The organism is Streptomyces cyanogenus (genome assembly GCF_017526105.1).
In the GTDB taxonomy this organism is placed as follows: Bacteria; Actinomycetota; Actinomycetes; order Streptomycetales; family Streptomycetaceae; genus Streptomyces; species Streptomyces cyanogenus.
Genome location: NZ_CP071839.1, coordinates 3,007,403 through 3,020,901 on the forward strand (window position 1 = coordinate 3,007,403; position 13,499 = coordinate 3,020,901).

The 13,499-nt window shown below is 71.4% G+C and carries 8 protein-coding genes, 3 tRNA genes and 1 pseudogene; 6 read left to right on the plus strand and 6 right to left on the minus strand.

Features of this window, described 5'->3' with window-relative positions; translation table 11 throughout:
* Window positions 1-144 precede the first annotated feature (144 nt).
* Window positions 145-2,991: an ABC transporter substrate-binding protein gene (locus S1361_RS13505; protein WP_208032102.1), complete on the plus strand. Its 2,847-nt coding sequence runs from the start codon at window positions 145-147 to the stop codon at window positions 2,989-2,991.
* Window positions 2,992-3,200: 209 nt separating this feature from the next.
* Here S1361_RS13505 and S1361_RS13510 read toward each other — a convergent pair whose 3' ends face one another.
* The 3 genes and pseudogenes from S1361_RS13510 to S1361_RS13520 form a co-directional block, all read right to left on the minus strand.
* Window positions 3,201-4,643, minus strand: a complete 1,443-nt coding sequence (locus S1361_RS13510; RefSeq protein ID WP_208032103.1) for a sensor histidine kinase — start codon at window positions 4,641-4,643, stop codon at window positions 3,201-3,203.
* Window positions 4,640-5,375 (minus strand): annotated as a pseudogene (locus S1361_RS13515) (response regulator transcription factor). Before S1361_RS13515 ends, S1361_RS13510 begins: the two are co-directional and overlap by 4 nt.
* Window positions 5,376-5,797: 422 nt before the next feature.
* Window positions 5,798-6,220, minus strand: a complete 423-nt coding sequence (locus S1361_RS13520; RefSeq protein ID WP_208032104.1) for a PepSY domain-containing protein — start codon at window positions 6,218-6,220, stop codon at window positions 5,798-5,800.
* Between the two features lie 296 nt (window positions 6,221-6,516).
* Between S1361_RS13520 and S1361_RS13525 the strand changes: the two genes are divergently transcribed.
* Window positions 6,517-7,170 carry a class I SAM-dependent methyltransferase gene (locus tag S1361_RS13525; RefSeq protein ID WP_208032105.1) on the plus strand — a complete coding sequence of 218 codons (654 nt, stop codon included), beginning with the start codon at window positions 6,517-6,519 and terminating at the stop codon, window positions 7,168-7,170.
* Window positions 7,171-7,351: 181 nt separating this feature from the next.
* Here the strand turns inward: S1361_RS13525 and S1361_RS13530 are convergent.
* From S1361_RS13530 to S1361_RS13540, 3 genes are all read right to left on the minus strand, one after another.
* A tRNA-Ile gene (locus S1361_RS13530) sits at window positions 7,352-7,428 on the minus strand.
* A gap of 174 nt (window positions 7,429-7,602) precedes the next feature.
* Window positions 7,603-7,675, minus strand: a tRNA-Asn gene (locus tag S1361_RS13535).
* Window positions 7,676-7,681: 6 nt separating this feature from the next.
* Window positions 7,682-7,754, minus strand: a tRNA-Asn gene (locus tag S1361_RS13540).
* A gap of 158 nt (window positions 7,755-7,912) precedes the next feature.
* On the opposite strand from S1361_RS13540, the gene S1361_RS13545 reads away from it, so the two are divergent.
* The 4 genes from S1361_RS13545 to S1361_RS13560 all read left to right on the plus strand — a co-directional run bounded on the left by S1361_RS13545 (window position 7,913) and on the right by S1361_RS13560 (window position 13,484).
* Complete coding sequence (locus S1361_RS13545) at window positions 7,913-8,218, plus strand: YtxH domain-containing protein (protein WP_208032106.1); 306 nt, start codon at window positions 7,913-7,915, stop codon at window positions 8,216-8,218.
* Between the two features lie 62 nt (window positions 8,219-8,280).
* On the plus strand, window positions 8,281-9,720 hold the full coding sequence (locus S1361_RS13550; RefSeq protein ID WP_208032107.1) for an FGGY family carbohydrate kinase: 1,440 nt from the start codon (window positions 8,281-8,283) through the stop codon (window positions 9,718-9,720).
* Window positions 9,721-9,822: 102 nt separating this feature from the next.
* Entirely contained in the window at window positions 9,823-11,556 is a 1,734-nt protein-coding gene (locus S1361_RS13555; protein ID WP_208032108.1) for an ABC transporter ATP-binding protein, read from the plus strand.
* Window positions 11,556-13,484, plus strand: coding sequence for an ABC transporter ATP-binding protein (locus S1361_RS13560; protein WP_208032109.1), 1,929 nt, complete (start codon window positions 11,556-11,558; stop codon window positions 13,482-13,484). Before S1361_RS13555 ends, S1361_RS13560 begins: the two co-directional genes overlap by 1 nt.
* Window positions 13,485-13,499: the final 15 nt, after the last annotated feature.

The window sequence follows — 13,499 nt, forward strand, 5'->3', positions numbered from 1 at the left end:
GCGTGGGGACGGCTCCGACAACGGCCACATTGTCGTCACATCGCTTCAAGACGAGTCGAAAAGCTGCAAAGCCTCCGTATCGCCCCTTTCCTTTTCTAGGGTTCCTCAACGACCCAGCCGGAACAGGACACTTGGAGGCAGCGCGTGCTGGATTCACCACCTGGGGACGGGCAACGGCTCGTCCTGCCCGCCGGTTTCGACGAGATCGTCCGGGTGATCGACCGGTACGTCGCCGACCGGCGGGCAGGCCTGCCGCGTCTGAAACGGTCCCGCGCATCCCGCATGCCGGCCCTGTTGCTGGCCCGCGAGCCGGACGGCGACACGGCCGCGGGCGCCGCCGAGCCGGATCCGGGGCTCACCGCACTGGTGCTGGAGTACGGGCAGCGCCTGGTGTCCTCCGCGGGGAACGGGACGACACGGCATCTGGTCAGCCTCGCGCCGCACGCGGTGGTCGACGACGTGCGGCCGCCGCGGGGCGGCGCGCGAGAGGACGTCGCCGCCGGACCGCACGTGCTGCTGCTGGCCGATGTGGCGCGACAGCTGAGCGCCTCCATGCCGGAGAGGGCCGGGGCCCTGCGGCTGCCCGAGTTCAACACGTGCCTGGCGGTGCTGCGCGCCGACATTCCGCCCGGGGACGCGGACGAGGAGCGGCGGGCCCTGCGGCACCTGCTCCGGGAGAGGGCGGCCGGCCGGTTCGAACCGACCGACCGCAGCGGGCAGCTCAACCAGGCCGTGGACGGAAAGTGGGGCACGGTCCTGCAGTTGCTGGCCGTCCTGCCCGGCTGGCTGCGGAGCCTGGCGTACGGCATGCGCCTCGACCGACGGCATCCGTGGATGGGCCGCATGCTGGGCCAGACCGGCCGGAGCTTCCTCGACGCGGCGGCGGAGCTCCGTGCGGCCCACCAGCACACCCTGGCCCAGGACGCGGCGCGGACCCCGCACCCGGAGGCGGCCTCCCTGGCCGCCCGCGACGAGGCGGTGGTCCGCCAGGTCCTCCTGACCGCGCTGATCCGTGACCTGGCCAGGGCAGCCAGGCCCCGGGTGTGGAGCCGCCTGCGCCCACGACGCGGATGGGCCTTCGTACTGCTCCTGCCCACCGTGGGCGGCGAGGGATCGGCCTGCCGCAAGTTCCTCGACACGTACGCCGCCGTCGTGCGCGACACCGGGTCCAGTCCGCTGCTGGTGCTGGGTGCCGCCACCGACCAGCTCCCCTCCTACGCCGCCGCTCCGCCGCGCCGGAGCGTGCCGGCCCAGGGCGGCGACCCCGACGCCCACCGGGCCGGCCGGGCGGCGGCCGCACTGTTCGCGGCGGCGGTCGCCGGCCGGGCCGCCGACGCCGTGCACGTGCTGCCCCTGCCGCGGACCCCGGACGACGGCACCGCGGCGGAACGGCTGGCCCGGCACCGCGCCGTACGCTCCCGTCCCGCTCGCCGCCTCGACTGGGTGCGTCCGGTGGCCGCCGTCACCGCCGCGGCGGTGCTGTGCGCCGGCGGGTTCGCCCTGTACCGGGAGCTGATGGCGGTCTTCTTCCCCGAACCCTCCGCCCTCACCGCATCCTGCCGGCAGGTGCCGTCCGGGGAGATCGTCGGCCTCACCGACGGCATCGACGGCTGCGATCTCGCCCATGGTCTGTACGCGCCGGACTTCAGGGACCTGGTGCGGACCCTCGGCCGCCAGAACGCGCGGGTGGACCTGGACCGGCCGTACCGCACCGTCGTCTTCTTCGCACCCCTGAGCGTCGGCTCGGAGTCGAAGCGCACCGTGCCCACCGGCTTCCAGATGCTGCGCGGCGCACTGCTCGCCCAGCGACAGGTCAACGACCGTCACATGAAGTCCCAGGTGCCCGTCCGGCTGCTCGTCGCCAACGCGGGCGAGTACTTCCTCTACGGCTCACACGGCGGCCTCAACAAGACCAACCGAAGCGATGTGGACGTCGCCCAGATGATCAACGAGCGGGCGGACGAGGACCACATCGCGGCCGTCATCGGCCTCGCCCAGAGCCGTCCGGAGTCCCAGCAGGCCGCGATCGAACTGGGCACCCGGGGCATCGCCGTCCTCGGGACCGGTGTCTCCGGCCAGCGCATGGTCGAGGGCGACGCGCCCGTGTCGTACTTCCAGCTCTCCCCGCCCGACGCGCGCACCGCCGCGGTCATGGCCGCCTTCGCCCGCCACTCGCCCCGGCTGCGGGCCTTCGCGGAGCCGTCCCCCGGCCACTCGGGTCCGGCCGCCGTCGTCGTCTTCGACCCCCGCGACGAGTACTTCAGCGCCGACCTCGCCCACCGCTTCGACGCCGACTACCGGTCGACCGGTCCCGTGCACCTCGTGCCGTACGGCGAGATGGAGGACGGCCGCCGCACGCGCGCCGTCGCCGACACCGTCTGCAAGCTGGTCCACCGCACCAACGGCTTCGTCCTCTACGCGGGCCGCTCCAGCGTCATGGAGGACCTGTTCCCCTACATGCAGCACGACCGGGAGTGCCGCGCCCGCCGGGGCCGCGTCGCGGTGCTGGCGCAGAGCCCCGCCCCGGACCTGGTCCTGCATCCGAAGACGATGGCGCAGCAGTACGGCGCGCTGGCGCTCTTCTACCACCAGTCGAGCCTGCCGGACCCCGACGGGCCGTTCACCAAGTCCTTCCGTGCGGCGTTCGGGCTGTCCGCCGAGAACGACGCCGGGGCCGGTTACGACGCCGTCAACATCCTCGCCGTGGCCATGGACGCCATCTTCACCACGGACCGCTCCTTCTCGCCCAGCGCGCTCGTCACCTACCTGCAGGATCCCGGCGTCCGCGAGTACGTCGGGGAATCCGGGGTCATCACACTCGACGGCGGCCACAACTACCCCCCGAACAAGGAGATCCACATCCGCGAGATCACCGCCGAGGGCACCCGGGTCACGGATCTGACCTGCGGCATGCTCGCCGACGGCGCGCGATCCGTCACCCGGTGGGGTCCCGGCGGACGCTTCGACTGCCCGGTGGACGACGCCTCCTGACGACACCTCCGCCCTCGCCCGTACCCTCCTCGGCCGCACGCCGGCCGAGGAGGACGACACGACCGCCGCGGGGCTCGTCACCTGCCGCTGCGGCGCAGGATCCCGCCGGCCTGCCGGTCACCGCCGCGCCCGGCACACCCGCACCCGCAGTGAGCGGGCACCAGGCCCGCACGCGACCCGACTCCGGTCTCACCTTTCGCGCGGTTCGCTCATCGCGCTCCTGCCGATGCCGACGTGGAGCGGGGTCCCCGGCCGCCGTGCGACCGCCGGCGGGTCACCGGGCGCAGCCGTACGGTGACGTCCAGGCCGGTGCCCGGCGCCGGGTGCAGGGTGATGGCGCCGCCGGAGGCATCGACGAGGTGACGGACGATGGGCAGACCGAGGCCGGTGCCGTCGTGGTGGGAGTCGGAGGCACGCCAGAAGCGGTCGAAGGCGCGGGCGCGGTCGGCCTCGCTCATCCCGGGCCCCTGGTCGACGATGTGCAGTTCGCCGCCCGGAATGCGGTGGAGGGTGATGCTGCTGCCGGGCGGGGAGACACGCAGGGCGTTGGCGAGGAGGTTGTCGACGATCTGCTCCAGCGCCCCGGGGATCGCCCAGACCCGGCCGGCGGGCGGGCCGGTGATGTCGATGGCGACGTGCTGTTCGGCGGCCAGCGGCTCCCACATGGCGACCCGGTCGGCGAGGGCGGCATCCAGGTCGGCGGGTTCGGGCGTGGTGGCGGTGTTCTCCAGACGGGCCAGGGCGAGCAGACCCTGCACCATGCGGCCCAGGCGTTCCACCTCGCCGACGGCTTCCTCCAGGCTGCCGTGGGCGCGCGGGTCGAGGTAGGGCTCGAAGTTCTCCAGGCGCAGCCGCAGCGCGGTCAGCGGGGTCTTCAGCTGGTGGGAGGCTTCCGAGGCGAACGCCTGCTGGTCCTGGAGGAGTTGTTGCAGCCGGGTGGCGGTGCGGGTGAACGAGGCGGCCAGACGGCGCAGTTCGGGCGGCCCGGTCGTGACGTCGGGCGGATCGGCGAGGTGACCGTCCGCCAGCTGCGTGGTCGCCGCTTCCAGGGTGCGCAGAGGCCGGGTGATCCAGCGGGCCATGCTGAAGGCGACCAGCGCGACGGCCGCCAGGACGCAGGCGCCGGCGAGCGCCAGGGCACCCCAGATGCGGTAGACGCGAACGGAGACCCCGTCCAGCGGGTAGGTCAGGCGCAGGGCGCCGCGGACCGTGGTGCCCGAGGAACCGGGCATGGTGGCCACGAGGACGTCCGCGCCGTCGCTGTCGGTCGTGGTGGTGACGGTGGGCTGATTGCGCAGGGCGCGGGCGATGTCCGGCTGTGCGGCAAGGCTGACACCGGCGCGGCCGGCCGAGTCGGAGTCGGAGTCGGAGTCGGAGTCGGAGTCGGCCAGGACGATGCCCTGCTTGTCGGTGACGACGACCCGGCCGCCGGTGCGCTCGGCGTAGTCGCGGACCACCTCGGGCAGTTCGTCGAGCTGGCCCTTCTCGATGTCCTCCTCGGTGATCTCGGCGAGCATGGCGGCGTCGCGCTCTATGTTCTGGGAGGCGCGGGCGGTCTCGCCGCGGGCGTAGATGTAGCCGAGCGGAATCTCCAGTCCGGCCAGCACGAGCAAGGCCAAGGCGACGTAACTCAGCAGCAAGCGCCTGGTCAATCGTCCCCCTCGCAGGCCGCTCGGTGACCGGGGACGGTGAGGCGGAAGCCGACCCCGCGGGCGGTGGTGATCCAGCCCGGGTCGCCGAGTTTGCGGCGCAGCGCGGCGACATGGGCGTCCAGGGTCTTGGTGGGGCCGAAGAAGTGCGGATCCCACACCGTGTCCATGATCTGCTGGCGCGAGTACACCGTCCCGGGATCCTCGGCAAGATAGGCGAGGAGGTCGAACTCCCGGGGGGTCAGGGCGATGTGCCGTCCGTCGAGGTGGACTTCGCGGGTGCGGCGGTTGACGGCCAGCGGCCCCAGCGCCTGTGCGCCGGAGCCCGTCCGGCGCAGCTCGGGTTCCCCGGGCGCTTGCGCGGGCCCGGCCGGTGCGTAGGCGGGCGCGTCGGGTGACGGCGCGGATGCGGGCGATGAGCTCGCGCACGCCGAAGGGCTTGGCGAGGTAGTCGTCGGCGCCGAGTTCGAGGCCGACGATGCGGTCGGCTTCCTCGCCCCGTGCGGTGATCATGATGATCGGGACGGCGGAACGGACGCGCAGGCTGCGGCAGACGTCCAGACCGTCCATGTCGGGCAGGCCGAGATCCAGCAGCACCAGGTCGGGCGCGGCTTCGGCGTCGGCCAAGCCGGCCGCTCCGGTGCGGACGTGGTCCACGGTGAACCCGTAGCGCCCCAGGCCCTCGGTGAGGGGGCCGGCGATTCGGTCGTCGTCTTCGATGAGCAGCAGCCGCATGGCGTCAGGCTCGCACAGCTGTGCCAGGGGAGTTGGAGAGTTCACAGGAAGCCGCCTGGGACCAGGGAGACGTACGGGACGACGGTGGTCGAGCAGGTGCCGTACGGCCGGATGGTGCGGGGATGTTGCCGGCCGGAGGGCGGTGGCGGCACGGCGGGCGAAGCCGACCGGGGACCTGGCCGTCGCCGCCGTCCTCGCGTTCCCGCCTGCCCGGCCCGTGGTTCTCGTCACGTCCCCGGTCCTCACCGGCGCCCGGCACCGGGCTCGTCGGCGCGGGCGCGACACCGGCGCGCGTACCGACGCCGGGCCCGGTGGTGGGGGGCATCCGGCCGCAGCCGCTGACCGGTCGGCGGGTAGCCGGAGGCGCGTTCGAGGCCGGCCGGCATCGGGCTCTTTCGTTCGAGCGGCTCGGGCCGTGGGCGTCAGCCGGCGTCCCCGGTCTCCTCGGTGCCCTCCTTCTTGGTGTCGGTGACCTTGAAGGACTTGTCGATGTACACCTCGATCGAGGTGCCGTCCGCCTGCTTCACCTCCACCGCGTACATGCCGGGCTTCTCCGTGTCCTCCTCGGACTTGACGACCGTGCCCGGGTACGCGGCCAGCGCGGCCGCCTCGGCCTTCTTCTTGATGTCACCGGTCAGCGGCGGCTCCTTCTTCTCGTCCTTCTCGTCGGTGTCACCGCCGGCCTCCCCGGCCGCCTCCGCGCCGCCGGCGCTCTGGGCCGACTGCCTGCTGTCCGCGGCACCGGAGCCGTCGGAACCGGAGTCGGAGCCGCCGCAGGCGACCAGCGCGCACATCAGCACGGCAGCGGGAGCGGCCAGCACGGCACGACGGGGCAGAGCACGCATCGGGTGTCTCCAAACACTGGGGAACGCGGGTTCGGAGGCCTGTGGAACCGGACCTCCCGGGGACGAGAACGACCCTAGGAACCCGCTGTCGAGAGACAGCCCAGCAAATGGAGAGTGCGAGACCAGCAGATCGCCAATCTTCGGCCACGCTGCCGAGTTGTGGGCCATCGAAGGCGCGGACTGCTCACCCTGCGACGACAAGGTCCCCGACAGCCACTGAGCCCACTACAGTCGCCCCTGCCCTCACGCACCCGGAGGGCGGGGGCTCCCTCGTACCTACGACCAGAGGATCAGCAGTGCCTGTACCGCACGACATCCCCGCCGAGACCGAACTCTGGGACGCCTACGCCAAGAGCGCGTTCGACGCGGAGGCGGAGCCCTCGTTCTGCTGGACGCAGTACGCCGGCCACGGGCCGGGGCCGGAACTCCTCGGCTCACCGGAATCCGTGCTGGAGATCGGCTGCGGCACCGGCCGCGCCCTGGCCTACCTCTCGCAGCAGGGGGTGAAGGCCACCGGCGTGGACCTGTCACCCCGTATGGTGCAGCTGGCCGGCGAGCGGTGGGCGCCGCTCGGCGTCCGGATCGAGCAGGCGGAGGTCCTCGACTGGCTCGCCGCCGACCAAGCCCGGTACGACGCCGTGTACTCCATCTTCGGCGCCGCCTGGTTCACCGACCCGTCCCGCCTCTTCCCTCTCGTGCACCAGCGCCTGGGCCCGGGCGGCGTGTTCGTGTTCTCCCAGCCGCCGGCGATCCCGGGCGCCTACGGGCCGCAGGGCATGTACAAGGGCGGCTTTGCCGGGAAGGCGATGTTCACCTACCGGTACAGCCACAAGCCTGCGGTGTGGGAACGCCACCTGTTCCGCGCTGGTTTCACCAGCGCGGAGGCCCGGGTCGTCGACGCTCCGAAGGCGGGCCACATCGGCACGCTCATCGTGCGAGCCACTGTCTGAACCGACTCCATGAGGCCTCGGTCGGCGATCCGCCGGCAGAGGCCGCTCCCGCCCTGATCGTCAGCCTTTCGGGCCGGCAGCGGGCCAGCTGACGATCTTCAGAGGCAAGAAGGCCCCCTCCAGCCAGAGGGGGCCGGCGCTTGCTCGCAGCTGAAACGTTTCCGCAGGCTGAAGGCCTGCATGGTGGGGCGGGTGGGACTCGAACCCACGGCCGACGGATTATGAGTCCGCTGCTCTAACCGGCTGAGCTACCGCCCCATAGCGGCGTGTCGCGTACAAGTGTGCGCGCCGTCTGCCGCAGCATAGCCGCTCATACGATCTCCTGCCTCGGATGGTCGGCTTCTGCACTGCTGATGACCTTGAGGACAGCACCGCGGGCGCGGCGGTTCCCGCGGACATGAAAAAGGACCCCTGAGGGGTCCTCGTTCAGCGCTCCCCCGACTGGACTCGAACCAGTAACCTGCCGGTTAACAGCCGGCTGCTCTGCCAATTGAGCTACGGAGGACCGAAGCTCCCCCGACTGGACTCGAACCAGTAACCTGCCGGTTAACAGCCGGCTGCTCTGCCAATTGAGCTACGGAGGATCGCCTCGTTGCATCGAACGTACCTACCTGGGTATTCGCCAGGGGGCGCGCGCTCGCTGCGACACATACATTAGCGCAAGCAGGGGGGTGCTCCGCCAATCGGTATCCCTCGGCGCCAGCGCCGCACCAGAGACCTACACACGGGAAGGGTGGCAGCCATGCGATACCGGCTCACGTTCCTCGCCGGACTGGCCCTCGGTTACGTACTCGGCACGAGGGCCGGACGCGAGCGCTACGAGCAGCTGAAGAAGTCGGCCCGGCAGATCGCGCAGAACCCCGCGGTCCGCAACACCGCCGAGACCGCCGCCCAGCAGGGCCGCACCTACGCGGGCAAGGCCTTCCACACGGTCAGCGACAAGGTCGGCGACCGCGTGCCGGAGTCCGTCGCCCAGCGGGTCCGCTCCCTGCGGGAACGCAATGTCAACGGCACGGGCGAGGACGACTGGGGCACGAGCAACACGTAAGGGTCACGCACCCGCGCCCGGCGCACACGGTCACCCCCGCCGATACGGCAAAATTCCTAAGCATGGGGATAGTCGCCGGCTTGGACAGCTCACCGGAGTTCACGCGCATCGTGGTCTGTGACGCAGACACCGGTGCCGTCATACGGCAGGGGTATGCCCCGCACCCGGTGGAGGGGCGCCCGAGCGATGTCGACCCCCAGGCCTGGCTGCTCTCCCTCGGGGAGGCCGCCGGCGGGGGCCTGCTGGAGGGCGTGCAGGCCATCGGGGTGTCGGCGCAGCAGAACGCGCTGGTCCCGCTGGACGCCCAGGGCAACACCGTGCGCCCCGCCCTGGTCGGCGGCGACAAGCGCGCCCAGGTCGCGGCGGCCGATCTCGTCGACGCCCTCGGTGGCAAGGAGGCCTGGGCGCAGGCGGTCGGCTGCGTCCCGCAGGCGGCGCAGCCGGTCACCAAGCTGCGCTGGCTGGCGAAGAACGAGCCGGAGAACGCGCTGCGCACGGCCGTCCTGCTCCAGGCCCACGACTGGCTGGTCTGGCAGCTGCTCGGCCGCCCGGTGCGCAGGACCACCGACCGCGGCGGGGCCTCCGGCACCGGGTACTGGTCGGCGGCCACCGGCGCCTACCGGCCCGACCTGGTCGAGCTGGCGCTCGGCCACCAGGCGATACTGCCGGAGGTGATCGGCCCGTCCGACGCGGCCGGTACGACCCCGGAGGGCCTGCTGATCTCCGCCGGCACCGGGGAGACCATGGCCGCCGCGTTCGGGCTCGGGATCGGGCTCGGGGACGCGGTGGTGTCCCTCGGGGCGTCCGGGTCCGTGATGGCCGTGCACCCGGAGGCGCTCGCCGACCAGGCCGGGATGATCACCTCCCTCGCCGACGCCACCGGCATGCACCTGCCGGTCGTCACCACCCTGAACGCCGTACGCGCCCTGCGCGGCACCGCCGAACTGCTCGGGCTGCCGGACCTGGAGAGCCTGTCCGATCTGGCGATGAAGTCCACGCCGGGCGCCCACGGACTCGTCCTGCTCCCCTACCTGGAGGGTGAGCGGACGCCGAACCTGCCGCACACCGCCGGGACCCTCGCGGGCCTGCGGCGGGAGTCGATGAAGCCCGAGCACCTGGCGCGGGCCGCGTTCGAGGGCATGCTGTGCGGGCTCGCCGACGCGCTGGACGTGCTGCGCGGGCGGGGCGTGGAGGTGCGCCGGATCTTCCTGCTGGGCCCGGCCGCCGAACTGCACGCCGTGCAGGCCTCGGCGCCCTCGCTGTTCGGCGCGCAGGTCGTCGTACCGCAGCCCGCGGACTACACGGCGATCGGTGCGGCCCGGCAGGCGGCCTGGGCGCTCGGTGTGTCGCAGGGCACACTCGATCCGCGGACCCCGCCGGCCTGGCAGGGCGCGGCGGCGCAGGTGCTGGAGCCCGGTGAGGAGCTGGCTGTGGGACAGGCGGTGCGGCAGCAGTTCACCGCGGTGCGCGAGCAGACCCATCCGGGGGCGTTCCGGGTCTGAACCCGGTGAGGTTAATCAGTTGAGGTAACGCCGGTGGAGTGCCCGACGATAGGGGCCAAGGGCAACCGACCAGCCCCTGTCGTCGACTCCGAGAGACGTAGCGTGCTCATACGACTTCTGCGGACCTATCTCAGGCCCTACAAGAAACCCATCGTTCTTCTGGTGGCGCTGCAGTTCCTGCAGACCTGCGCCACCCTCTATCTGCCCACTCTGAACGCCGACATCATCGACAACGGTGTCGTGAAGGGTGACACGGGTTACATCCTGACCTTCGGCGCCCTGATGATCGGCATCTCGCTGGCACAGGTCGTGTGCAACATCGGTGCCGTGTACTACGGCGCCCGGACCGCCTCCGCGCTCGGCCGGGACGTGCGCGGGGCCGTCTTCGACCGGGTCCAGTCCTTCTCCGCGCGGGAGGTGGGCCACTTCGGGGCGCCCTCCCTCATCACCCGTACGACGAACGACGTACAGCAGGTCCAGATGCTGGCCCTGATGACGTTCACCCTGATGGCGTCGGCGCCCATCATGTGCGTCGGCGGGATCGTGCTGGCGCTCGGTCTGGACGTTCCGCTGTCGGCGGTGCTGATCGCGGTCGTGCCGGTGCTCGGCATCTCCGTGACGCTGATCGTGCGCCGGCTGCGGCCGCTGTTCCGGTCGATGCAGGTGCGGCTGGACACGGTCAACCGGGTGCTGCGCGAGCAGATCACCGGCAACCGGGTGATCCGCGCCTTCGTCCGGGACGAGTACGAGCAGGGCCGGTTCGGGAGGGCCAACGCCGAGCTGACCGAGATGCAGCTGGCCACCGGCCGCATGCTCGCCCTGATGTTCCCGATCGTCATGACGGTGGTGAACCTGTCGTCCATCGCGGTGGTGTGGTTCGGCGCCCACCGGATCGACAGCGGACAGATGGCCATCGGCGACCTCACCGCGTTCCTGGCCTACCTGATGCAGATCGTCATGTCCGTGATGATGGCCACCTTCATGTTCATGATGGTGCCGCGCGCGGAGGTGTGTGCCGAGCGCATCCAGGAGGTCCTGGACACCGATTCCAGCGTCGTACCGCCGGTGGCCCCCGTCACCGAGCTGCGCGCGCACGGCCACCTGGAGATCCGGGGCGCGGGCTTCCGCTACCCGGGTGCCGAGGAGCCGGTGCTGAAGTCCATCGACCTGGTGGCCCGGCCGGGCGAGACCACGGCCGTGATCGGCTCCACCGGCAGCGGCAAGTCGACCCTGCTCGGACTCGTCCCCCGGCTGTTCGACGCCACCGAGGGCGAGGTCCTGGTCGACGGCGTGGACGTGCGCGAGGTCGACCCGGAGCTGCTCGCCGGCACGGTGGGCCTGGTGCCGCAGAAGCCGTACCTGTTCGCCGGCACCGTCGCCACCAACCTGCGTTACGGCAACCCGGACGCCACCGACGAGGAGCTGTGGCACGCGCTGGAGGTGGCGCAGGCCAAGGACTTCGTGAGCAGGCTGGAGGGCGGCCTGGACGCGCCGATCGCACAGGGCGGCACCAATGTCTCCGGTGGTCAGCGGCAGCGGCTCGCCATCGCCCGCACCCTGGTGCAGCGCCCGGAGATCTACCTCTTCGACGACTCCTTCTCCGCGCTCGACTACGCCACCGACGCGGCCCTGCGTGCCGCGCTCGCCCGGGAGACCGCCGAGGCGACCGTCGTCATCGTCGCCCAGCGGGTGGCGACCATCCGGGACGCGGACCGGATCATCGTGCTGGACGAGGGCCGGGTGGTCGGCACCGGCCGGCACGCCGAGCTGATGGCATCCAACGAGACCTACCGGGAGATCGTGCTCTCCCAGCTGACGGAAGCGGAGGCCGCCTGATGGCCGGGCCCATGGGACGCATGATGGCCGGGGGCGGCCCCGACCAGCGCTCGATGGACTTCAAGGGGTCGGGCAAACGGCTCGTCGCCCAGTTCCGACCGGAACGGCTCACGATCTACGGCCTGCTGCTCTGCGTGGTCGTCAGCGTGGGCCTCAACGTGGTCGGCCCGAAGATCCTCGGCCGGGCCACCGACCTGGTGTTCGCCGGCATCATCGGCCGGCAGATGCCGGACGGCGCCACGAAGCAGCAGGTGCTCGACTCCATGCGCGAGCGCGGCCAGGGCCGGGTCGCGGACATGCTGGGGGGCACCGACTTCACGCCCGGCAAGGGCATCGACTTCGATGCCGTCGGCAGCGTCCTGCTGCTCGCGCTCGGCACCTTCCTGGTCGCCGGTCTGCTGATGGCGATCGCGACCCGGCTGGTGAACCGGGCCGTGAACCGCACGATGTACCGGCTGCGGGAGGACGTGCAGACGAAGCTGTCCCGGCTGCCGCTGTCGTACTTCGACAAGCGCCAGCGCGGTGAGGTGCTGTCCCGGGCGACGAACGACATCGACAACATCGGGCAGACGCTCCAGCAGTCGATGGGCCAGCTGATCAACTCGGTGCTGACCATCATCGGCGTGCTGGCGATGATGTTCTGGGTGTCCTGGCTGCTGGCGCTGGTCGCGCTGGTGACCGTGCCCCTGTCGTTCGTGGTGGCCACCCGGGTCGGCAAGCGGTCGCAGCCGCACTTCGTGCAGCAGTGGCGCTCCACCGGAAAGCTGAACGCGCACATCGAGGAGATGTACACCGGGCACACCCTGGTGAAGGTGTTCGGGCGGCAGGAGGAGTCGGCGCAGCAGTTCGCCGAGCAGAACGAGGCGCTGTACGAGGCCGGGTTCAGGGCGCAGTTCAACAGCGGTGTCATGCAGCCGCTGATGATGTTCGTGTCGAACCTGAACTATGTCCTGGTGGCGGTCGTCGGCGGTCTGCGGGTCGCGTCCGGTGCCCTGTCCATCGGTGACGTGCAGGCCTTCATCCAGTACTCGCGGCAGTTCTCGATGCCGCTGACGCAGGTCGCTTCGATGGCGAACCTGGTGCAGTCCGGTGTCGCCTCGGCCGAGCGGATCTTCGAACTCCTGGACGCGGAGGAGCAGGAGGCGGATCCGGTGCCGGGCGAGCGGCCCGAGGAGCTGCGCGGGCGGGTCCGGCTGGAGCACGTGTCGTTCCGGTACGACCCGGAGAAGCCGCTGATCGAGGACCTGTCGCTCACGGTGGAGCCGGGGCACACGGTGGCGATCGTCGGCCCGACCGGAGCGGGCAAGACCACGCTGGTCAACCTGCTGATGCGGTTCTACGACGTGTCGGGCGGCCGGATCACCCTCGACGGGGTCGACATCCGGAGGATGACCCGGGACGAACTCCGCTCGGGGATCGGCATGGTGCTCCAGGACACCTGGCTGTTCGGCGGCACCATCGCGGAGAACATCGCGTACGGCGCCTCGCGCGAGGTCACGCGGGGTGAGATCGAGGAGGCGGCGCGGGCGGCGCACGCGGACCGCTTCATCCGTACGCTGCCCGACGGGTACGACACCGTGATCGACGACGAGGGCACGGGCGTCAGCGCCGGTGAGAAGCAGCTCATCACCATCGCGCGGGCGTTCCTGTCCGACCCGGTGATCCTGGTGCTGGACGAGGCGACCAGCTCCGTCGACACCCGCACCGAGGTGCTGATCCAGAAGGCGATGGCCAAACTGGCGGCGGGGCGTACGTCGTTCGTGATCGCGCACCGGCTGTCGACCATCCGGGACGCCGACACGATCCTCGTGATGGAGAACGGCTCCATCGTGGAACAGGGCGCGCACGCCGAGCTGTTGGCGGCGGACGGCGCCTACGCCCGGCTGTACAAGGCGCAGTTCGCGCAGGCCGTGGCCGAGGTGGACTAGGTGCTGCCGGGGGCC

Coding starts and splice junctions, on each gene's coding strand:
- S1361_RS13520 (WP_208032104.1), bottom strand. CDS start 6,220: ATGCGTGCTCTGCCCCGTCGTGCCGTGCTGGCCGCTCCCGCTGCCGTG.
- S1361_RS13545 (WP_208032106.1), top strand. CDS start 7,913: ATGCGATACCGGCTCACGTTCCTCGCCGGACTGGCCCTCGGTTACGTA.
- S1361_RS13550 (WP_208032107.1), top strand. CDS start 8,281: ATGGGGATAGTCGCCGGCTTGGACAGCTCACCGGAGTTCACGCGCATC.
- S1361_RS13560 (WP_208032109.1), top strand. CDS start 11,556: ATGGCCGGGCCCATGGGACGCATGATGGCCGGGGGCGGCCCCGACCAG.